Source organism: bacterium, from assembly GCA_036382775.1.
GTDB lineage: Bacteria > Hydrothermota > Tepidihabitantia > SM23-42 > JAOAFX01 > DASVHD01.
The window spans coordinates 42,741-65,817 of the sequence record DASVHD010000038.1; the positions used below are offsets into that span (position 1 = coordinate 42,741).

Annotated in this window: 19 protein-coding genes; 7 read left to right on the forward strand and 12 right to left on the reverse strand. The window is 45.6% G+C overall.

All coding sequences use genetic code 11. The features are described from left to right. Positions 1-309: 309 nt before the first annotated feature. A complete protein-coding gene (locus VF399_09970) occupies positions 310-783 on the reverse strand; it encodes a hypothetical protein (protein HEX7320663.1) in 474 nt (157 codons plus the stop codon). 135 nt (positions 784-918) lie between these two features. Here VF399_09970 and VF399_09975 point away from each other — a divergent pair, with 135 nt between their 5' ends. Together VF399_09975 and VF399_09980 are read left to right on the forward strand one after the other, a co-directional pair. Next, positions 919-1,602 carry a hypothetical protein gene (locus VF399_09975; protein HEX7320664.1) on the forward strand — a complete coding sequence of 228 codons (684 nt, stop codon included), beginning with the start codon at positions 919-921 and terminating at the stop codon, positions 1,600-1,602. Between the two features lie 99 nt (positions 1,603-1,701). Beyond that, positions 1,702-2,289, forward strand: a complete 588-nt coding sequence (locus VF399_09980; protein HEX7320665.1) for a hypothetical protein — start codon at positions 1,702-1,704, stop codon at positions 2,287-2,289. 181 nt (positions 2,290-2,470) lie between these two features. Here VF399_09980 and VF399_09985 read toward each other — a convergent pair whose 3' ends face one another. Next, a complete protein-coding gene (locus VF399_09985) occupies positions 2,471-2,896 on the reverse strand; it encodes a hypothetical protein (GenBank protein ID HEX7320666.1) in 426 nt (141 codons plus the stop codon). Positions 2,897-3,078: 182 nt separating this feature from the next. On the opposite strand from VF399_09985, the gene VF399_09990 reads away from it, so the two are divergent. Further along, positions 3,079-4,455 (forward strand): tetratricopeptide repeat protein, encoded by a 1,377-nt coding sequence (locus VF399_09990; protein HEX7320667.1) that lies wholly within the window; start codon positions 3,079-3,081, stop codon positions 4,453-4,455. Positions 4,456-5,508: 1,053 nt separating this feature from the next. Here the strand turns inward: VF399_09990 and VF399_09995 are convergent. Next, entirely contained in the window at positions 5,509-6,792 is a 1,284-nt protein-coding gene (locus tag VF399_09995) for an ATP-binding protein (GenBank protein ID HEX7320668.1), read from the reverse strand. A gap of 121 nt (positions 6,793-6,913) precedes the next feature. Next, the gene (locus VF399_10000) at positions 6,914-8,290 is read right to left on the reverse strand and encodes a hypothetical protein (protein HEX7320669.1); all 1,377 of its coding nucleotides are present in this window, start codon (positions 8,288-8,290) and stop codon (positions 6,914-6,916) included. 312 nt (positions 8,291-8,602) lie between these two features. Here VF399_10000 and VF399_10005 point away from each other — a divergent pair, with 312 nt between their 5' ends. Further along, complete coding sequence (locus VF399_10005) at positions 8,603-10,042, forward strand: tetratricopeptide repeat protein (GenBank protein ID HEX7320670.1); 1,440 nt, start codon at positions 8,603-8,605, stop codon at positions 10,040-10,042. Between the two features lie 211 nt (positions 10,043-10,253). Here VF399_10005 and VF399_10010 read toward each other — a convergent pair whose 3' ends face one another. From VF399_10010 to VF399_10035, 6 genes are all read right to left on the reverse strand, one after another. Beyond that, entirely contained in the window at positions 10,254-11,642 is a 1,389-nt protein-coding gene (locus tag VF399_10010; GenBank protein ID HEX7320671.1) for a sigma-54 dependent transcriptional regulator, read from the reverse strand. Positions 11,643-11,726: 84 nt separating this feature from the next. Continuing rightward, a complete protein-coding gene (locus VF399_10015) occupies positions 11,727-13,334 on the reverse strand; it encodes a HAMP domain-containing methyl-accepting chemotaxis protein (GenBank protein ID HEX7320672.1) in 1,608 nt (535 codons plus the stop codon). Positions 13,335-13,352: 18 nt separating this feature from the next. Beyond that, entirely contained in the window at positions 13,353-14,609 is a 1,257-nt protein-coding gene (gene thiC, locus VF399_10020; protein ID HEX7320673.1) for a phosphomethylpyrimidine synthase ThiC, read from the reverse strand. A 109-nt stretch (positions 14,610-14,718) separates the two neighbouring features. Continuing rightward, positions 14,719-14,967, reverse strand: a complete 249-nt coding sequence (locus VF399_10025; protein HEX7320674.1) for a hypothetical protein — start codon at positions 14,965-14,967, stop codon at positions 14,719-14,721. Positions 14,968-15,380: 413 nt separating this feature from the next. Further along, positions 15,381-15,854, reverse strand: coding sequence for a periplasmic heavy metal sensor (locus VF399_10030; protein HEX7320675.1), 474 nt, complete (start codon positions 15,852-15,854; stop codon positions 15,381-15,383). A gap of 143 nt (positions 15,855-15,997) precedes the next feature. Continuing rightward, entirely contained in the window at positions 15,998-16,555 is a 558-nt protein-coding gene (locus VF399_10035; GenBank protein HEX7320676.1) for a peptidylprolyl isomerase, read from the reverse strand. A gap of 164 nt (positions 16,556-16,719) precedes the next feature. Between VF399_10035 and VF399_10040 the strand changes: the two genes are divergently transcribed. From VF399_10040 to miaB, 3 genes are read left to right on the forward strand one after another with little or no spacing between them, the layout of a single operon-like run. After that, positions 16,720-18,462, forward strand: a complete 1,743-nt coding sequence (locus VF399_10040; GenBank protein HEX7320677.1) for a 30S ribosomal protein S1 — start codon at positions 16,720-16,722, stop codon at positions 18,460-18,462. 6 nt (positions 18,463-18,468) lie between these two features. Then, entirely contained in the window at positions 18,469-19,629 is a 1,161-nt protein-coding gene (locus VF399_10045) for a MiaB/RimO family radical SAM methylthiotransferase (GenBank protein ID HEX7320678.1), read from the forward strand. Then, positions 19,622-20,911, forward strand: a complete 1,290-nt coding sequence (gene miaB / locus VF399_10050) for a tRNA (N6-isopentenyl adenosine(37)-C2)-methylthiotransferase MiaB (protein HEX7320679.1) — start codon at positions 19,622-19,624, stop codon at positions 20,909-20,911. Before VF399_10045 ends, miaB begins: the two co-directional genes overlap by 8 nt. Positions 20,912-21,004: 93 nt before the next feature. Here the strand turns inward: miaB and VF399_10055 are convergent, their stop codons facing one another. Next, on the reverse strand, positions 21,005-21,535 hold the full coding sequence (locus VF399_10055) for a DUF2284 domain-containing protein (protein ID HEX7320680.1): 531 nt from the start codon (positions 21,533-21,535) through the stop codon (positions 21,005-21,007). Next, the gene (locus tag VF399_10060; GenBank protein HEX7320681.1) at positions 21,528-23,063 is read right to left on the reverse strand and encodes an ATP-dependent DNA ligase; all 1,536 of its coding nucleotides are present in this window, start codon (positions 23,061-23,063) and stop codon (positions 21,528-21,530) included. The genes VF399_10055 and VF399_10060 overlap by 8 nt, the downstream gene beginning before the upstream one ends. Positions 23,064-23,077: the final 14 nt, after the last annotated feature.

Sequence of the window (23,077 nt, forward strand, 5' to 3'; positions counted from 1 at the left end):
CACTCGGGGACCTCCGGCCCCGTTAACGAATCGGGTCCTACGGAAGTCTCTTTGCTATGTCTACCAATTCCATCATCCCGGCTTTCTTTCACTTCCTCGCCCCTCGTGGGAGAGGGTAAGGGTGAGGGGGAGAATAATTGCATTATAACCACCATTAATGATCTGTCAACGTATCTTATATGTCATTCCCGCGCCGGCGGGAATCCAAATTTAAATATTTCTAAAACTGTGCTTCCCGCAAGGCAAAATGGGTATACTGGGTTTACTACTGGAATTAAACATCGGCAGTGCTATTTATCTACTTAAAATCTAATAAACCCCCGAAATATACTGGCTATCTGCTCTCAATAACCAGATGCTTTCCGTTTCTAAATCGTCTTCGACTTCGACCACTACATTTACGTATATTTCAGGTCCCCAATCGGGTCCCTCATCTTCAATATCCATTTTCAGTATGTATGTTTGGCCATTTGGTATTTCAGGGTTTGTCAATTGTGATTCCCAGACATCGTTACCATTTATCACATATAAATGGTGCGCATTCAGGGATGAAGGGATTTCAAGTGAATCAATGGCAATAATATAAATTTCGCCACCAAGTCCAGATAACGGGCCCGGAAAAGTGCTTGCACGATATAGATAAGTATCTAATATATATTCACGTTCATTGATTTCGATCTTTACAGGAGCGGACATTAATTCATCGACAGAGTAATGAAAACATGATAATGCTATAAGGATAAGAAAAGCCGTTAATATATGTTTGCGGATGTGATTTTTCATTTTCTCTCCAACAGATTATAGGGAAGATACTATTGGAAGTCAAGAGAAAATACAACAATTACGAGCAATCCGCTATATATTCCAATGCCTTGATTTTTTGCATACTAGACATATAATGTATTGGAGAGATGACATATGGATTTCAAAAATCCTTATCAACTCGGATTGAAATACATATCAAAAATATCAGCTGTAGCAATTATGCTCAGCATAAGCTGTATGACGTACTATAGGGAACGGACACCGGAAGAGATAGAACAGTTGAATCAGACAATAACTCCATTGCCTGAAAGCTTACTTTCAATTCCAAAATTCAATGGAAAAGATACAATACCAATATTTTATTTTGAACAGGCTGGTCGTGGTTATAGTCATCCATGGCTTGCATACATGTTATACAACGATGGTAAATTGGAATTTCTTTATATTTTTGAAGGTAAAAAAGGAGTATTCCAATATGGTTTTATAAGTAAAGAAGAAATGCAGGATTTTATTTACAAGTTAAATCAGATGGGTTTGTTTAACGTTAGTAACGAAAGTATAATTGAAAAGGAATATTATCCATATAAAGTTGGTTGTCTGGAGGCTTACTTTAGTGGAATGATGGCATATCCACCAAGAAGACCAGCAAGACTCGATGCTGGTGAGGATATAACAGTAGATGTCGAGTTATCAGGCTTAAAATATAAAATCAAATCTTATGATGTGTGGCGTGAAGTTAAACGGTTTCCAACTCTCATGGATGCAAAAATCCTTGCTGAAAGCATTGATTTTATTCAAGAATTTTTGGAAGCTAAAAGACATGAAATTAAAAAATAGTTTAAACAGATCATTTATCATTGAATAAGTATGAATAATATTATAATGAAATTTCTATTATTAATTCTATTAATGCAGATAACGATGATCGATTGCTGCATGAAAAATGTTGTGAATGAAAATTTAGAAGAGGATATTGATTATACACAATATGAAAATAATATAGTAAGTGATAATGATGATTATGAAATATATTCTGTCCTTTTAAATGGATATTATGATGAAGAAAATAGCGGCATTATCGTCATTGACGAGATTACCGCATGTTTAGGCGAAGATTATTATGAATTCTTTCATTTAAAAGAAACAATTAACTCGTTTATTGAGGAAAACGGGATAAATGATTCATCTCTATTTAATAACTTCTATGTGGCAAACTTAATATCATATAGACTTTTAAATCGCTTTTCCGTTACTGACAGTATTTTCTTGCTTACACTGAAGGATTGTAAAAAATTGGGTAAACAACATTTCTGGAAGAATTTTCATAAAAAATATTCTAAAAAGCATAGATGGAACTCATTATTCGATTTATCCAGGGTTGGTTTCAATGATGATAGAACATATGCATTGGTTTATTGTTCCTGGGGCTGCGATACTATGGCTGGAGCAGGTTTTATTTCTTTATTCGTTAAAAAAGAAGGTAAATGGTATTGGATAGCTGATAAAGTGATTTGGGAAACATGATGTTAAATTCAAAATTTACCATAAAATAGTGGTTTTTGAATTCGTGAAATGATTGGGGAAATTTTGAGGGTGTGGATCATAGCCCCGGATCAGCATAAGAGCTTATATAATGTACATCTTAACTATAATACAACACTTGCGAGCTGTCTGGCAACTCAAATCGATCGCATTTTAGTTGTCATTATTGTTTTTTAATAATAATCTTAGTATTTGACACAGCACTGTCGATTTTTGAAAAAATCAAAGGAATATCAATTTTATCATTATCAGCATGAATTTCTTCTTTTAAAATACTATCTACGATCGGGATGAATATCTTTTTGGCATCATCAAAACCATATCGGTATTTTAACTCATAAAATTGATGTGCTAGTTCGCTGATATAATGATCCGTTAATATAATACCCTGGTTATCTCGTGTATATTTTTTACTCACATCAGAAAAAATCATAGGTAATTTTTCTTGAGACCATCCCCTTTGTTGCATAGATATATATTCTGGATATGTACATATCAATACAAGAAGCCCAAGACCAATAAAAACGAAAATTATTACTCTTTTACTTGTTCTCTTAGATTTTTGCTTTTTTTCTACATCGTTTGGCATGAATTATTATATGGTTGGCCAAAATATTGTCAATAAGCATTATCTCCCGATTTTGACTGAAACTAGTTGATCGGACTAATAGTCCTTACAAAAGCCGGTTGACATTAGATGGCAAGATAGTATAATTATACGACAGGAGAGAAAGAAATTATGGTTTGTAATAATTCATTTAGGAGATAGAGATGGAAAGCGCAGCAAATTCGATTGATGAAGAGCTGAAAAAAATTAAAGATTTCGTAAATAGCGATATATTAACTGTAAAAGGATTATTTTTAAATTCATACAGACTCATTAAAACTCAAGGGATGACTTTAATCGAGTTTCAAATCGTACTGCAGTGTATTAATTTGGTGTTATTCGTCATTGGAAGATCTTTGCAGCTGAAATGGTTGTTCTTTTTATATACTATACCCAATATTTTTATTGGCGCAATTTTATTTCTTATGCCAATAATTGCATTGGCGCAAATTTATGAACATGGCGACTTTAATATAAAAGATACGCTTCTATTTTCATACAAGAAAAGCTTGAAATATATCGTAACATTTTTGCTTCCAGTGATATTGTTGGGTTTGATATTTGGGATTGCAGCAATGATTTTAGGGTTGCCAATTGGACTGCTGGGGTTACCAGTCGGTTTTGCGTTTCTTATAATCGTGCTTCTTGCTATTGCTGTATTTCTCTGGTTGATTGTGCCTTTGTTTTTATTGCCTTATCTTTTAGTGTGCAGTGATTATTATGGTCTCAAGGCCATTAGAATTGCCAATAGAATAACCAGTCGATATGGATCATATTTATTTTATTATTATATGATTATTAGTTTTTTGATCATTGTAGTCGGTATACCTTCCGCTGTTTTGTTAAGTAAAAACTATTTTACAGGTTATATTCTTTCGATCCCGGTTTCCATAATTGGCCTTTATGGATGGGCTTATGGCTTGCTGATATATAAACACATTGTCAATAAAGTAAGCGAACAAAATCTTGCATTACTGGCTGGCAATGTACTGCAGGGTCGTCTATTTGAGCTTGACAAAACAGAGCCAAAAGATAGTCTGTTCTATGACACCCGCGGTTATCTATTTTTAGAATTTAAGGAATATGACAATGCCATCGCGGAATTTAATCATGCCTTAGCATTGGATGAAAACAGCAAAGATTCATATATCGGTTTAGCACTATCGCATTTTATCCTCGGTCAGAAAGATAAAGCCAAAGAGTATTATAGAAAAGCGATTATTCTAGATCCGAGGTATAAAAGCAAGATAAAAATAAACGAATTAAAGAACGAGGGATTTTCATATACAAAAAAACATCTAAATATAATGCACCTGATACTGGCTGATATACATATTGAGATAAAGGACAAAACCATACAAATACATTGTCCATTTTGTGGAAAACAGACACAGAGTAGCAATAATAAATGTCCCCATTGCAATAAAGATATTAATATTAAAAATAAGGATTCAAAATATACCTGTAATGTATGCGGAGAATTTGCAAATGAAGATGCTCAGTACTGCTGGTATTGCGGTGAAAGGTTTGAAGATGCGTAAGTTAAAAAATGCTGAAAGTCAAATTTCAATATGCAATCCGAAAATAGAAAACTTAGACCATGAACTATAAACTAATTCTTCAATTTTTCAGTAGATGCATACGAGACATTCTCAAGGTGATCTTATTTATGAGTGGAATTATGGATTTTGCTATGGTGTCACGAAGTATTGTTGATAGGATAAGAGCGAAAGATAAAATAACGATCATCTGTCTTTCCTTGTTAGTTATTTCTATAATAATTAGCATTCTCTTGCGAACCGTTATTCTGGTTCCTGTAATGATCATTCTTACAATAATTCTTATTTCAAAAATATCTCCAGCCAGTTCTATTGAAATTGATTTTGCTAATCAATCAGGTCGTCCACCAACCAGGGAAGAAAGCACTATTCTTACTCTTTATTATTTTCTTTGTATTACTTTGATTATCGCATTCTTTTTCCTTAATATTAGATTCCCGACATCACCATTATGGATATTTATTAGAATGGTAGTCTTTCTGCTTGCCTTAGGTCTTATCTACAAATACGTATTAATACGATATTTGCTTAATAACCATAAAAAATCTGGTGATTAAAGGATGTCCACTTAATGTATATTAATTAAACCCAGTCGGATTTCTATGAAACAAGGGGAGTGATTTTGGTCACTCCCCTTTGCTTTTTTGTGTGGTATTTGTGTGGTGCATATGCCAAAATCAATGGTATGGGTCAGAAATTACCGAAAAGATCAGAACACCGAAGATGACGGTCTGTCCTGCATCCGTGCGATTTTGAATGAGTTTTCGAAAGATACTAAGATTGAGGGTTTCGTTTTTTCCCCTCGATGCTACACTCGGGACGTTCCGAAGTCCGCTATGTCTACCAATTCCATCATCCCGGCGGCTCGTAATTTCATCACTTTTTGCCCGTCAGCGAGAATGCGCCAGATTGCCCTGTGCCATTTCCCCCGTTCTTATATTAATGACAAATGAGACGGGACAAAAGTGTGCCATTTTCTACATTATATCCAATCCTGGTTCGCCGGTCAACGGTCGCTATTGGCGCTTATTTTTTTCATATCATCCATAACGGAATGAAATATATTTCAGTTTTTATTTTAATTCTATCAAGGTAATCCCTTGTAATCACCACTGCCCTCTTAGGTTTGAATTTTTCCATGAAATTTTTTAAAGAGGGCGGCACGTCAGGCTTGGTAAATCGTTGAAATTTTATTTCCACCGGCATTGGCACGCGATTTTCGACCAGGACAAAATCCACTTCGTGCTGTTGTTTATCCCTCCAGAAATTAATATCAGTCAATGACATTCTCTTCTTCAAAAACTCGCTGTAAAAAAAAGTCTCGGCCAAACATCCTGCGTCTTCCCTTTTATCCAAAGAGCGCGTGTCATTTATGTTTATGTTCCGCAGGCCGGTATCGCCGAAATACAGTTTGGGCATTTTTGTAATTTCTTTCTGCCGGTTGCGGTAATACGGTCTCAACGTGTTGATCACAAACGTTTTTTCTAATAAGAATAAGTACTTCTCCAGATGACGTCTTTTAATGCCGGTCTCTTTGCCGACCTCGTTAAGGTTCAACAGACTGCCGTTTTGCACCGATAGAAACATAATCAGACGGTTGAATTGAGGGATATTTTCCAGTTTTGCCAGGTCTTTGATGTCTTTCTGCACGTACGTGTTATGGATCTCTTTCAATCTCAGGATTCGGGCTTCGGTTTCATTGGTCAGTGAAGGCAAAGGATAGCCGCCGTAGATGATGAAATCCTCAAGAACCGGCTGAATTTTAGGGGTCAGGAGATGCTGGGCTTTGGCTAAATCAAAATGCCGCAATATCCTAAATAGATCGATACTTTCTTTATTCTCCCGGTATGGACTTTTTTTGAATGCCAGATATTCGGTAAAACTTAACGGATAGATCGTGAAAACAATCTTCCTGCCCGTAAGGGCATCGGTGAATTTCTTTCTAATTTCAAAAGAAGATGAACCCGAAATTATCAATTTGATCTCCTGATGGTGATCGTGGATCAGTTTCAGAAATTTAGCCGGCTCGGGCAGATATTGAAACTCGTCGATAAAAACCTTGATTCTTTTCTTCGGATGCAGTTTTTGCGTGCTGAGATACTCCAGGAATTTATCAACGCCGCTCACTATCTGCAGGTTATAGGTATCTTCAAGGTCTAAGTATATGCATTCGTCGTCGGTCATTTCCCGCATCAGCAGTTTCATGATGCTCGATTTACCCACCTGCCGGGCGCCGAGCAGCACGATGATCTCGGGTTTATCGAGCCACTTCTTTATCGGTCCGAGAATATCTCTGGGTAGAAGGATTATGCCATTCATGGGACTATTCTAACACAATATGTGAAAAAAGTCAAGACTTTTTTCACACTTATTGCAAAAAAAGTCGATCTTTGCCTGACAGCAAAAACCCGCATAAAACCCCAAATATTCCAGCGATTATTCATTTGACTTTTATGATCTTATTGACCATTTTACCATCTATCTGAATAAAATAGACACCGGGTTTGATTATATTGGGCATTACGATTCGTCCAGTGATGTCAAAGACCCTGCATTTTTTGTCTTTTGGCAATTGCAGAGGACCACTGAAGATCGCTGGAAGCTTATTATTGTGCGGAGTGCAGATGACATTATTTTCCCTTATATGAGTTTCATCAGGCGCTGTTCTTACCAAGTAAATATCTCTATCGCCAGTATAGACTGATTCTTTATATCCACTGATTATGTATCCATTATCCGAAGTTGTTTGAACACAATATCCTTCATCCATGAAATCCGCTTCGCCATATGTTGCAGACCAAAGTAAATTCCCCCATGGATCAACCCTTATTAAGTATACATCGGTGTTTCCCATACCATAAGAATTAGTTCCGCCGCAGATAATATATCCATTATCCTGTGTCTGTTGAACTGAAAAGCCTACTTCGCTTGCAGAACCACCGTATGTCTTGGACCAGGTTGTATCGCCGTTGGAGTTTGTTTTAACCAAATAAACGTCCCCGGCTCCCGCGCCGAATGATGTTGTTAATCCGACCATTATAAAACCACTGTCCAAGGTCTGTTGTGCAGAATAGCATACATCCATGCTGTCTCCACCATAGGTTCTGGTCCATAACGTATCGCCCAAAGAATCTGTTTTTATAAGATAAAAATCAACAGACCCGGCTCCAGACGAAATAGTCCAACCTGCAATCATAAATCCGCCATCATAAGTTTGCTGCACATGAGAACCTACATCTACGTTATCTCCTCCATACGTTTTTGACCAAACTATACTTCCAACATTATCTGTTTTTATCAGGTAGACATCACCGAAAGAATCACTAAGTGATTCGGTAACACCAGCAATAATGTAGCCATTACCTGCGACTTCCGCAACATCCCAAGCAAAATCGTAATCTAAGCCACCATATGTACTGGTCCATAGTGCATCACCCTGTTGGTTGATCTTAAGTAAATAAATATCGTGGCCGCCAGCGCCATATGAAGTGGTCCAGCCAACTATAACATAGCAATTATCTGATGTTTTCTCAACGCTTGTAGCCAATTCGTCATTACTCCCACCATAGCATCTTGTCCATACAGTGTCGCCGTTAGCATCTGTTTTTATTATGTATATTTGATAGTTATCGTTACCATACAAATTCGTCTCACCGCAGACTACATAACCACCATCATTTGCTTGTTTTATCGAATAGCCTTCATCCCAGTCCGATTTATTGTAGATTCTTGTCCATAATGTATCCGGTGCTTGGGCAGGAAGGATGAGTGGTAGAAGCATGCCTACAATTAATTTCAAGATATTGTACGTCTTCATGACTATTCCTCAATTCATTATAAGTCATATCACAAAGAAATCAAGGGTGAAAATGATAGTAAAGGAGACTGAGATTGCTTCGTACGAAAATCGCTCGCAATGACAAACGTGAGACTGCGCTTACTTCGCCCGCCACATCGATTGGCGGACTCGCAATGACGGAAAAGTGAGATCATTAAAAATGTTAGTTATTAAGTAAATAAGTTGTTATGTATTTAATAACAATACATCTCTGATATTTTCATAATTGACAATAGATTAAAAAAGACTAAACTTGTAATCAGACAGATAGACAAATAGAAAGGAGAAGAAATGCGTAACATAACCGGCAAGACATGCTATTTGATTATTGCATTATCGCTTTTATTTTTCGTTGGCTGCAAAGAGAAGGGTTCCAATGAATTGACCAAAGGAATATTTCTCCAAACCGACAGTAAATACATGGAAGCGATCACCTGTTTCGACGAAGCCATCGAAGCAAATCCCTCATTGCTGCCCGCTTACAGTAATATGATGGAATGCTGGTTCCAGCTGGAAAAAGGCGATTCCATTGTTAAGGCTTATGAGAAGATCTACAATAACAATAAAGACAATCCGGTCAATTCGTTCGCTTACGGGTGCGCGTTGAAATTGTCCGGGGAGCTGGATTCGTCATTGGTTTATTTAAATCAAGCATTAAATCATGGCTTAAAAGAATCACGGATTTATTGTGAAATTGGAAATATTTTTGATATTAGAAATGATACATCAAAAGCAAGAGAATTTTATGAGAAATCCGGTGAGGGTGACGCTGTCATCGGACTTGCTTCCTACGAATCCGACGAGAAGAAAAAAGTTGAATACTATGTTAAGTCGATAGACAAACTTATTAATAAAGCCAGCGGGTATTATACCCTGGGTTTGTTTTATTCAAAAAAAGGAAAGAATAAAGAAGCAATGGAGTGGTTTAAAAAAGTTAGTGATTGGGGATTCAAGAAAAACATCAAATGCTGGCAGAATATGCATCTTGCCGCTCCATTAGTATATTTAGCGGATGAATTTACCGCTCAAGTTCTGATTGATGTAGCGATCGAAAAATACAAGGAAGCATTGCAGTTGAAAGATGACTGGGCTTATGCTCACAGTAAATTGGCCTGGGCATATTATAAAAAAGCCGATTATGATAATGCCATTAAGGAATGCGAGCGAGCAAAGCAGTTAAGCACTAACCATGCGCTTGCATTAAATACTCTGGCGGCTATTTACACAAACAAGAATGAATCTGCTTTGGCTGAGACGTATTATCAAAAACTCATGAAAATCGATCCCTGTGGGTTTGATTATAACAATCTGGCAATATTGTATACCAATAGAAAGGAATATGATAAAGCACTTGCGGTAGTTGATAAAGGATCAAGGATACGTCCCCGAGATTATCATTATCCTTATTTGAAAGGCAATATATGTTTTGTACAAAAAAAATATGATGAAGCGATAAATGACTACCGTCAAGCATTGTCACCTAAATCTAACGATAACTTCTTCAACTGCGATCTATATCAGGTGTATACAAAAGCATTTGTAATGCGAGACCTGCTAAAGAGCAAATATCTACCAAGAGCCACAAAGGACACTTGCTTATTATATGCTAAAAAAGCCATCGCCGCTGACCCGGAAAATATAAGGGCACAGGTATTATATAATACAATTTTAAATTTTAAAACTAAAGAAGATATACCAATAAAAAGGAAGGCTAAATTAATAAGAAAATAGGAGATTGATTTAGCCGCTCCCCTATCGTTTGCGAAGTATTGGGGTCAAATCTTCAATCTTCAATTTTGACCTATTATAATACCTGCTAAAATACTGGATTCCCGCTGCAGTTTATCCCTGCGGAAGCAGGGGCGGGAATGACAAAGCGTAATTATGTTAATTACATATTTACACAATTACTCAATAACTATCTTTTATCCTTTTATCTGTTTTAAAGTAAATTCTTTTGTTTAAATCTTGTGATCCTGCCAAGTAGCGTTTTATACGATACGCCAAGCCGGCGGGCAGCTTCCGACTTGTTGCCGCTGGTCTGCTCGAGCGTTTTCTTGATCAGCTGGGCTTCGGCCATTTCCCGTCCAAAAGCGCCGGCGTTCTTCAATCCCTTATCCTGCTTGAGGTAATCAGTCACGTCACTCCCGGACAAGCCGGTCTTTGATTCGGGTAAAAGTATGTGTTCGGGCCCGATCGCCGGACTCGTACCGGCCAGGATATTGGCCCGCTCGATCGTGTTCTCCAGCTCGCGGATATTGCCGGGCCAGTCGTATCTTGCCAGTTTTTCCAGGGCTTTAGTCGTCAGTTTTTTCCCGGACGGCCTGACATCGATCTTTTTTAAGACCGCGTCCACGAGCGCCGGGATGTCGTCTATCCGCTCGCGCAGCGGCGGCAGTGTGATCGGAAACACGCTCAGGCGGTAGTACAGGTCTTCGCGAAATCTTTTCTCTTTGACGAGCCCGGTCAAGTTTTGGTTGCTCGCGGCGATGATCCTCACGTCGGACTTGATCGAAACGGTCCCGCCCAGGCGTTCAAAGGTCTTTTCCTGCAGGACCCTCAGGATCTTCGCCTGCAGATCCAGGTCCAGGTCGCCGATCTCGTCCAAAAAGATCGTGCCCCGGTGCGCCAGCTCGAACTTCCCCATTTTTCTGGCAACGGCGCCGGTAAACGCGCCCTTTTCCGAACCGAAAAGCTCGTTCTCGATGAGCTCGCGCGGTATCGCCGCGCAGTTGATGGCTACGAACGGTTCCTGTTTCCGCGGCGAGAGCTCGTGGCACGCTCGGGCGAACAATTCCTTGCCCGTGCCCGAATCACCCAGAATCAAGACCGTGGTATCGGTCCCCGCCACCTTCTTTAAAAGCTCCAGCGATTTTCTGATCGCCGCGCTCCGGCCGACGATCTCAGGCATGCCCAGTACGCGGCTCATTGCGTCCTTCAAAAGGATATTTTCGTGGCGGCACCGCTGTTCCTCCAGCAGCTTGTTCAGCAGGGTGATCAGCTGTTCCACGTCGAAAGGTTTAGTCAGGAAATCGCAGGCGCCGAGCTTCATCGCCTCCACGGCGCGCTCGATCGAACCGAACGCGGTCATCATGACGTATTTCGTGTCGTTTTCCGTATCGATCTTTTTCATCTCGCGCAGTAAGTCGATGCCGTCGATGTCGGGCAATCGCAGGTCCAGCAGGCAGACATCGAACCGTTCTTTTTTAAAAACCTGCAGGGCTTCGCGGCCGGTTTTCACGTGCAAAGCCGTGATCCGCGCGTCGTCCAGGCTTAGCTTTAAAGTCTCTCCGAAACTCTGCTTGTCCTCTACGATCAAGACGTCGGACATGATAGCTATCAGGGGCTAAGGTTTGGATGCCGGAAACGTGAAATTAGACATTTGTTGCCTTTGATCAAGTCAATCCCCTGGCGATCAATCGGTCTTGCCGCGGTCGCCCAGGTTGATGGATTTGACCGTGTCTTTGAGTTTATTGGAGACCGCCACCAGTTCCTCGCTTGTCGCCGAGAACTGCTGGGTCGCGGCCGACTGTTCCTCGAGCGATGTCAGCACTTCCTCGGCCGCGGCCGAGTTGTCCTTGGAGATCGTGTGCGACCGCTCGACCTGCCCGATGATATTGGTGATCTCTTTCTCCTCGCGCGAGATTATCTCCTTGATGTTCTTGATCGCCGTGTTAAGTTCCAGAACCTGGTTGGAGATGTTGCGCAAGGAGTCGGTGGTTGATTTGATCTCGACACTGCCGCTGGCAATGGCGCGGTTGACCTCTTCCCCGCTCTTCATGACGATCCTTATCGATTCGGTCATCTCGTTGATTATCGAGTTGATCTCGCTCGCCGAGGCCTGCGTGTTGTCCGCCAGTTTCTTGACCTCGTCGGCCACGATGGAGAATCCGCGTCCGTACTCGCCGGCGCGCGCGGCCTCGATCGAGGCATTGAGCGACAGGATGTTGATCTTCTCGGAAATGGCGTTGATCGTCTCCACGATCTTGCTGATGGTCGAAGAGATATTCTGCAGTTTGTTCATCAGGGTGATCAGCGACGAGTAGCGGTTGCCGATCAATTCGATATTCTGAACGACCACGTCGCTCTGGCTCAACGCGCTCGAGGCACGCTTGGAGACGTTGAGCGACGATTCCTCGATCTTCTTCACGTTGTTCACGACCTCAAAGCTGATCTCGCTCAGGGACTTGCCAACCTGGATCGTGCGGTCGAGTTCGCTGTACTGCTCAGTCGTCCCCTGGGTCATGCCTTGCGTGGTCTGGACGATGTTCGTGATCGACGTCGACATCTCGTTGGCGGTTCTTGCCATCTGCTCGCTCATGTCGGACAAGGTCTTGGTGGTCTCGATTATCAGCCGTATCAGACCGGTCTGAGATTCGACCAGCTTGTTGACGCTGCCGCCAAGGAATGCGATCTCATCCCTTTCCGTGTCCTTGACGACCACGCTATAGTCACCCTGTTCGGCCAGGCCTATCAGGCGCCGGATATTCTGGATTCTTTTTAAATTCTTGTCAAAATCCATGATCAGCATCAGCGTGATGAACGTGAAGAACAGCAGTTTAACAAGCTCCAGTCCGATGTTCATATCCGGGTACAACCCCCGGGTCGCGAAGATCATAACGCAGTAGGAAACATCGACCAGGATGACCGCGTAGAGCCCTTGACTTATCCCCAGCAGGACCGCTGGATGAAAAACAATATAAAAATAGATCAGAAAGAACGGGATCCGGATCACCGGGTTGACAAAACCCAGGGCAATGGTCAGAGCCAGGGTCGTGGTCGTCGTTACCAAGTAGGGCATCACCCATGAGATGACGTTCTTCCGGCACAAAAAGTAAATGATGACCCCGAATACAAGCACGATCCCCGCGATCAGCGGCGGTTGCCAGGAAACCGCGAGAAATTTAAAAATATTTCCCAGTATAAAAACGACCTCGATCACAACGCAAAAGGCGATCGTGGATATCGCGCCTTTCAATGAATAGTCCATTCCCTTAAGTCGCTGTTCTTTTATCAGATCCATCGCTCCTCCTTAACAGAACTAATTTTTCTCAAATACTTCTCTGGTTTTTTTCATGGCGCAGAACTCGCCACACATGGTGCACGTGAAAGCAGTTCTGGAACGCCGGCGTTTGAAAATTTTCCGCGCCCGAACCGGATCGATCAACAGTTTGAGCATCTTTCGCCAATCCAGGTTATAACGGGCTTTAGAAAGCTCAAGGTCCTGCTGACGTGCGTTGCCCACGCCCTTACCGATATCCGCGGCATGGGCGGCAAGACGCATCGCCATGACGCCCTCCCTCACTTCTTCGACATTGGGTAAACCAAGGTGCTCGGCCGGTGTCACGTAGCACAAGAAATCCGCGCCATAATATGCCGCCATCGCGCCGCCGATCGCGGCTACGATATGGTCGTAGCCGGCGCCGATATCGGTCACCAGCGGACCAAGGACGTAGAACGGCGCGCCGTCGCACACGGTCTTTTCCAGCATGATGTTCGCCTCGATCTCATGGATGGGCACATGCCCGGGCCCTTCGACCATCGCGGCGACGCCCGCGGCGCGCGCGCGCTTTACCAGTTCGCCGATCACCACCAGCTCCTTCACCTGATATTCGTCCGTGGCGTCAATGATCGTGCCGGGACGCAGCCCGTCACCCAGGCTCAGGGCGGCCGAGTATTTTTTCGCCAATGCGAGCAGGCGGTCATAATGCTCAAAAAGCGGGTTTTCCCTGCGGTTGTATCCCATCCATTCGATTGTCATGGAACCGCCACGGCTCACGACCCCGCACAAGCGCTTGCGCCTGTTCATGCCCTGGACGCTGCGGCGCGTGACCCCGCAGTGCACTGTGACAAAATCCACTCCGTCATCGAGATGCTCCTCGATGACGTCGAATATTTCATCGACCGAAGCCTGCGTGAACGGTTTATTTCTTTTGCGCATGTGAAGCGCGACCTCATAGATAGGCACGGTCCCGACCGGTATCGGCGAATCCTTCAGGATCTCTTTTCTGATCTGGCGCGTGTTGCCGCCGGTTGAAAGATCCATGACCGTGTCCGCGCCGGCCGCCACGCATGCTTTTAGTTTTTTGAGTTCATAGGACGGTTTGGCCAGATCCGGTGATGTGCCGATATTGGCATTGACCTTGGTGATAAGTCCCTGGCCGATCGCGACGGGCTCGATCCGGCGTTTCCTATTTTTTAAAATAATGATGGTGCCGTTTGCCAGACCTTTTTTAATGTGCTGGACCGACACGAATTCGGCCTTTGCGATCCGGGCCATTTCCGTTTTGCTTATCATCCCCGTATCCACTTATCCCCTAATCCCCGCATCTTTTTCATCCCATCATCCCCGCTTCTCTGCTTCTCTTCATCCCTTCATCCCCTCATCTCCATATCCCCGCTTTTCATTACCTCGCCGGCACATCGACCAGCACAGCCAATGATGTCTTGGGAACCGCGACCGGCACGAATTTCAGGATGAAGCTCATTGCGGTTTCCTCGTCCGGGGCTTCAAAGATCACAATATAATCAGGTTTACCGAATAAACTCAGGATCTCTTTGATCTTGACCTGATCCGGGAACTTCATTTTGTTCACGATCTTGCGTACTTCATCACCCTTGCCAGGGATCACGTCGAGCGTGGTCACAAAGGTCATCAGACCTCCTCCTTATCCCCCTCTCCTTTTTCCTCCCCCTCGAGGGAGAAGGATAGAGGTAGGGGTGATCGTTAAGCTCGTTAATATTGTTAATAGCGTTAATGGCGTTTGGAGCGTTAAAAATGTAATTAGCGTTTTAAACGACATTTCCATTGCCGTATTATATACCAAATGGATTTTTTGTCAACCGCATTCCTTAAAAAAAGAGTAATTATGTAATTATGTTAATATGTAATTGAAAGATTAAGCAATGGGTAAATATATACATATATACATATGTACATATGTGCATATGTAGTTTTGTTAATAACATAATTACAAAGTAACATAATAACGAAACGGGGATCAGTTATCCTGACCCCCGTGCTTATACTACTGCTGTCGGTTTATTGATTTAAAACTGATCGCCGCCTTTAATCGTACTTCATTTCGAATTTTTCTCTATTAATGATCATCTTGCGATGGGAGTTTTTCATCTTCTCCCTTTGTTCCGGCGTTAATATGGAATGGATCCCGAGTTTTTTATCGATATCAGTCTGCTTTATCTTCCATTCAAGATCGTTTATTTCCTTGGCGATCTTCATGACCTTCGCGCGATCAGGATTGTCCTTTTTCATCTCGGTCCGAAAGTCGATCTGCTTTAATTCGATCTCGGCCTTGATCGGGATTATGGCCTTTTGCGCCTCGACCTGAGCAGCTTCCATGCTTTCTTTTTGTTCCGCGGTCAGATCAAGCGTTTCACACATGCGCATGAGCTCTTTTTCAACACCCATCCCTCTCTCCACTCCAGGCGGTGGCGGCATGTCCGGCGGCGGCGGCGGTTCCTGTGCGAAACCCGCGATTGCCGTCAAGCTCATGACCACCATGCAGAAAATCAGTTGCCTCATTGTTGCCTCCTTCTGTAGATATGACGAATTGACCGGACAAAAGGTTTAATATTGATCTGCCTGATCCATCTTAAAGACAAATCCCCCTTTCCCCCTTTTTTAAGGGGGATTAAGGGGGATTATCATTTATTTATTTGAAGTTGTTATTTCTCTTCGATCCAGACTTTTTCCATCACGACGTTGGTAAGGGGCCGGTCCATTGCGCCAGTCTTGATACTGCCAATTTTTTCCACGATGTCCATACCTTCCACGACCTGGCCGATAACCGTGTGTTTGTTATTAAGATGAGGCTGAGCTGCCAGGCAGATAAAGAACTGGGAACCATTGGTATTGGCACCGGCATTCGCCATTGACATCGTGCCTTTTAAATGATTCATGTTCGGCGTGAACTCATCATCCACGCTGTAACCGGGGTCACCGCTTCCATTACCAAGAGGACAGCCGCCCTGGATCATAAAATCCTTAATGACGCGGTGGAATATCAGCCCGTCATAAAAACCCTTTTTGGTAAGACTTATGATATTTTCTACGTTTTTCGGCGCGTCGGCTGGATTCATCTTAACTACGAGCGTTCCGTAGTCTTTTACCTGGATATACATGTACGGTGTTTTCGGCGTAATATCCACGGGCGTCTCCACTTTCTCAGTCCTGGTGCCCCCGCATGCCAGGAGCAGCAATCCAGCAAGGACAATATATTTCATTATGCCTCCTTTGAATGCTTGTCATCTCCCAATTATATATAATTCCTTTCAAAAGTCAAATGCTTCGGTCGTGAAGTCATGGCTGCCTTGACATCAGGCATTGAATTAGATATAATTCGGTCTTCGGAATTTGCCAAAGGCGAATTCCAAGGAGGACTTATCGGATGGAGAACCATACTAATGAGCAGATCAGCAAGATGTTGGAATCGTCGTTCGTCACACCCAAAGAAGGTGACATTGTAAAAGCCACGATCATAAAGCGTTCAAAGAACGGAGTTCTGCTAAACCTTGGGTTGAAAGCCGAAGGTTTTTTACCTTTTGAAGAATTTACGGTCCCCGCGGACGCGGTGGAAAGCAAAGAAGTTTTTGTTTTTCTCGAAGCGTATGAAGACCGGGATGGATTTCCCGTTATCTCAAAGAAAAAAGCGGATTTCCAGCTTGCCTGGGATAAGATCCGCCACCTGTACGAGAACGGCGAGCTTACCATGGCAACGGTCCGTAAACGGATCAAGGGCGGTTTCGCGGTCGACCTGCTTGGCGTCGAGGCGTTCCTGCCCAGCTCTCAGATAGAATTTAAGGCGCAGTCTGAGCCCGATGCGATGCTGGGCCAGACCGTCGGGGTCAAGATCGTCAAGATCAACATGATGCGCAAGAATATCGTGGTCTCCCGGCGCATGGCGATGGAAGAAGAACAGGAAAAAAGCCGGAAGAAGATCTTCAGCAAAGTTAAGTCCGGCGACATCATCGATGGCACGGTCCGCAACCTCACCGACTACGGTGCCTTCATCGACATCGGCGGTGTGGACGCGCTCCTGCACATCAGCGATCTTTCATGGGTCAAGGTGACCCATCCCGGCGAGATCGTAAAGGTCAACGACCGCATCAAGGTCAAAGTACTTCTTATGGATAAAGCCACGGGCAGGATCTCGGTCGGCCTTAAGCAGCTTTCGCCGCACCCGTGGGAAGCGATCGAGAACAAATACCCGACCGGCACCAAGATCAAGGGCAGAGTGACCAAGGTCGTAGACTACGGCGCATTCGTGGAACTCGAGAAAGACGTCGAGGGGTTCGTTCATGTCTCCGAAATATCATGGTCAAAGGACGTCACTGTTCCCGGCGAAATGCTCAAGGTCGGTGATGTAGTCGAAGCCGTGATCCTTTCAGTGGACCGTGAAGAACGCAAGATCTTCCTGGGTATGAAACAGACCCAGCCTGATCCCTGGTCCATGGTTGAAGAGATGTTCCAGGTCGGACAGAAAGTCACCGCCAAAGTCACGAATCTTAAGGATTTTGGCGCGTTCGTGCGCCTGCCCGACGGCATCGAGGGACTGATCCATGTCAATGACTTCTTCTGGGACAAGAAAGTCAAAAAAGCGTCGGATTACCTGAAAAAGGGACAGCGCGTGGAAGCGGTGATCCGCTCGATCGACCGGAAAAACCGAAAGATCTCGCTGAGCATCAAGCATACCAAGGAAGACCCATTCACGAAATTCGCGGAAAAATTCACCGAGGGCGCAAAGACCACGGGTAAGGTCAGCGATATCCTACCCAAGGGCCTGCGCGTCATCCTGGAAGATGGCCTGGAGGAATTCATTCCCTCCAAGTATCTCGGCCGGCGGACCAAGAAACCCAAGGATAATTACAAGCTGGGCGAAGAGATCGAAGTCACCATTAAAAAGATCAATCCGAAACTGCGCCGCATCATTCTCAGCGAGAAAGAGCCGGTAAAGGCCGCGCCCAGGAAAAAGGACGAATCGGTAAAGCAGTTCACCGAAAAGTACGATAAGTTCACGATCGCCGACATCATCGGCGCCCAGAAACTCGAGGAAGAAAAAGAAGAACCCGAGGAAGAAGACACCGAACAGGAAGAGCAAGATACAGAAGAAGAAAATCAGGAAGAAAAATAACAGCGCTTGGCAGTACTGTATAATCTGGGCTGCAAACTGAACCAGTACGAAGGTTATTGCCTTCGCCAGAAATACGCCGGTGATGATGATGTCATCATACTCAATACCTGCTGCGTCACCAGAGAAGCCGAAACCAGATCGATCCGGCGCTTCAAGCACCTGGCAAGGAAATTCCCCGATAAAAAGATAATCGTCACCGGGTGCACGTGCCGGCTTTTGCCGCACGAATTCTCCAACGCCCACTTAATCATCGATAATATCCGCCGAAACGGCATTATCGACGGCATCTTTCCGCTGCCTGACCGGTCCCGCTTCTTCTTAAAGATCCAGGACGGATGCAACGGGAAATGCAGTTATTGCGTGGTCCCTTATCTTCGCGATGTGATAAGCAGCAAGCCTTTCGCGCGGATCCGGGAAGAGATCGATTGGGCTATTAAATGCGGTTTCAACGAGATCGTCCTGGTTGGCGCCAATATCGGACTTTATGGTTTGGACAGCGGTTCATCGCTGACGGCGCTGGCCCGCGAACTCGGATCGATCCCTGACCTGCCGCGGATCCGTCTTTCATCGATCGAGCCGACCTTTATCATAGCCGATCTGGTATCCGCGCTCAAAGGTCTGCCCCTGTGCCGGCATTTTCACATCCCTATACAAAGCGCCGACGACGACATCCTGCGCGTCATGAACCGGGGCTATACGGTGCGCGAACTTGCGGAAAAGATCGAGCTGCTCGACCGGTCTTTCCCGGACGCGGGCCTGGGTGCCGATATCATCGCCGGTTTCCCGGGCGAGGATAACGAACGCTTTAAGAACACATACCGCTTTATCCGGGAACAGCCATTCATGCATCTGCATATCTTTCCCTATTCGCCGCGGCCGGTCACCAAGGCCTACGAACTGGGAGATCCGGTGAGCACGACTGAAAAGAAAAAGCGCCTGTGGGAGCTTAAAAACCTGATCAAGGACAAGAACAAGGTTTTTCGCCAGGCCATGCTCGGGAAGGCATACCAGGTGACCGTGGAAAGGAAAAAGGACCGCCTCTACGGATTGTCCGACACATATGTCCGCGTGCTGATCAACGAAGGCGAAGAAAAAGATCTGCGCCTCGTGCGGATCACAAGCGTATCGGACCGCGAGACCGCGGGCGTTGTCGTTGGACATGAGTAAACACCGCATCTATATAAAGACATTCGGTTGCCAGATGAACAAGAACGACTCGGACGTGATCTACGCGCTGATATCGTCGGCCGGCCACGAACCCGCGCAGGATCCACAGGACGCCGATGTGTACCTGGTCAACACTTGTTCGGTGCGCGCGCATGCGGAAAAAAGAGCTGTTGGCCATATTACATCCATGAAAAAATGGCGCATCGCGTCGGCGGAGCGCGTGCTCGGAGTAATCGGCTGCATGGCGCAGAAAATGGGCGCGGATATCGCGGTCAGGTTTCCTTATGTCGACCTGGTCCTGGGTCCGGACTCGTACGCACAGATCCACCGCCATATTGATAACATCTGCGCAAACCGCACCAAGATCATCGACACGAGCCTATCGGACACGACATACTGCGGCATCTACCATAATCCACGCGGGATCACCGATTTTGTCTCGATCATGCGCGGCTGCGACAATTTCTGTTCCTACTGCGTTGTCCCCTTTGTCCGGGGCCGGGCGCGTTCGCGACCGGCAGAAGATATCATCACCGAGATCGCCGGCCTGGTGGCTGGAGGGGTCAAGGATATCACCCTGCTCGGCCAGAACGTCAACGAATATTCCTACTCAAACATCGGTTTTGACGACCTGCTATCCATGGTCGCTGAACGCACCAGCGTTTTCCGGCTCCGCTTCCTTACTTCGCACCCAAAAGATCTTAAGCCTTCCATCATCGGAGCGGTAAGCAAACACCGCAACGTATGCGACTGGTTCCACCTTCCACTCCAGTCGGGGTGCGACCGCATACTATCTCTGATGAACCGCAGCTACACTGCCGCCGCGTACTCAAACCTGGTCGCGCAGATCAGGAATACCCTGCCCGAGGCAACGGTCACCACCGATATCATCGCCGGGTTCCCGACCGAAACCGACGCGGAATTCGAGCAAACACTGACCTTGCTGGAGAAGATCCGATTCGATAACATTTACATGTATTACTACTCGCCGCGGGAAGGCACCGAAGCCGCGAAACTCGAAATACTGCCCGAAGAAAAACGCAAGCACCGTCTGCAGACCCTGATCGACCTTCAGAACCGCATATTTAAGGAACGCATGAACGAGATGGTAGGCAAGACCTATGAAGTTCTTTTTGAATCGGGATCGTTAAGCGGCGGCGCCAGGGGCAAAACCCGCGGTAACACCGATGTGATCGTCCGGGAGAAGATCGCGCCGGGCGAGATCAGGCAGGTGCTGATCTCGGAAGTACATGGCATAACGCCGGTCGGTGTAATACAATAAATATCGTCATCGTCTGAAATACACATCCCCCATCCCCCCTTTTCTAAAGGGGGAAAAAGGAGGATTATAATAATAAAATATTGACTTGCTCTGTCAATCGATCAGTATCAGTCCCGTGTAAGTGCACGGGTCATCCAGTTTCTTGACGACCTCAAGCTTCAAACCGCAGTTCCTGACCGTCTGGTACACGTCAATGCCGCATGCCTCCATAGCCGGCCGGGCGTCTTCCGGGAACCGGCAAGGTTTCGTCAGATCGCATTTCGCGCAGAACCGACATGGTCCTGATGCCATGCCGAATGCTTTATAATGACCGTCAAGAAATATCGTGCGCTCAAGCCTGGACACCATCTTTTTGAACCGCATCCGGAGCGTGCGCTCTCCCCGGTAACGGATGTTCTCCACCTGGATCAATAGAGCCCTTGAATATTCCTTCATCATCTTTCTGGTGTAGTCGGGCGTCGGCGAGTGCGGCGGACAGGTGTACCGCGTATTGTAACAATCACATCCGTACTGACACTTCAGGCGCACCCAGTTCCCGATGACTACATTTCTGGCACTGACGATCCGCGCGCGCGTCGCTCCCAGTGCCAGTGCTTGCTTGACGTATTTCCTGAGATCACTCATGGCCGCTCCTTTTTATTGTTTCCAGATCCATGACCGTGTTTATTTCCAAAGCGCTTTTATCCTGCCGGATACGCTTGACCCGGGCGAACCTTAAAGCATACCGCGAATCATAATGAGGGCTGTCCTGCACGTCATTGAACTCGATCTCCACCACGACCTCGGGTTTTACATATATTGTCCATTGGTCCTCATGCACCTTTATCTGCGGCAGGGTTTTGGTAAGCCAGCCCATCATCTCGTCGGTCAGTCCCTTGAATGTCTTGCCTACCATCAGGTATTTGGTGCGCGTTTCATCCAGCACGCCGAGATGGAGGTTTGACAGCCAGCCTTTGCGCCGACCGTGTCCCCGTTCTGCCGCCAGGATCACGCAGTCGGCGGTGTGGACCCGCTTTATCTTGAACCAATACGCCCCGCGCTTGCCGGCATGATACCCGGACGACAGCAGTTTGACCACAACACCTTCATTCCCCTGATCGATCGATTCCTCGAAAAATCGCCGGGCCTTGTCCAGGTCCGCCGCCGCGAGCCGCGAAGCCAGATACGACGCGGGCATGATGTCCTTCAAAATACCCCGCCGCTTTTCATAATCCCAGGATGTCATATCCTGCCCGGCCGCGAACAGGATATCGAAGATCCTGGGCACGACCGGCACCGCGGTCTGGACCGCAGCGATGTTTTTTTTGCGGGTGGTCCGTCGGGCGAGTTTCTGAAATGCCACGGCCCGTCCGTGGCTATCGATCCCGATCGCCTCGCCGTCAACGATATAGTCTCCATTGACCGGTACGTCCTGCATCATGAGCACGAGGTCGGGAAAGTGGCTGGTAATATCCTTGAGGTACCGGGAAAAGATCTTGACATCCTTCCCATGCCGGTGCACCTGAATGCGGATGCCATCCAACTTGTGCTCGAGAGCCAGACCTTCATTCCCATGTTCGCTGAAGATCGTATCCAGCGACTCTGCGACCTCGGCCAGCATCGGCTTGACCGGTTGGAAAAGCCTTATCGACAGATCACGGATGCCATCCCGGCCCTTGACCAGGAGGTGCGCGTGCAGCTTTGCCAGGCTTGGTTCGTGCAGGCTTGCCCTTTCCAGGTCCCCCTCGTCGAGCTCATGGAACCGCGCGATCGCTTGCCGCACCAACCCCTCGCCCGCCCCCTGCCGCAGGTCCCCGAGGATCAGCGCTGAAAGGTATCGCTTGTCCAGAACATCGAGCCGCATGAAAAGCGGGCGCAATAATGCGACTTTTTCTTGTCCCCTGGCATTCAGTGAGCGTTCGAGATAACCGTCCACGGTTTTCAGGTCAACCGGTTGTCCACCGACATAAGCGGTTGAGATCAGCGACGATAATCCTTTCCAGGCAAGGTTCAATTTTCCCTGGCGGATCGTTCCGGAAATAAAAAAGACCCCGATCTCGGCTTCACCAGGGTCAAGTTTCCTTAAGAACTGCCATATGATCTCAATTTTTTCGTTACGGCCCGCAGCTTTACGGATCAGGGTGCTGTATTGCACCAGTTCGCTGAAGAACATTCTCCCCCTCGCGA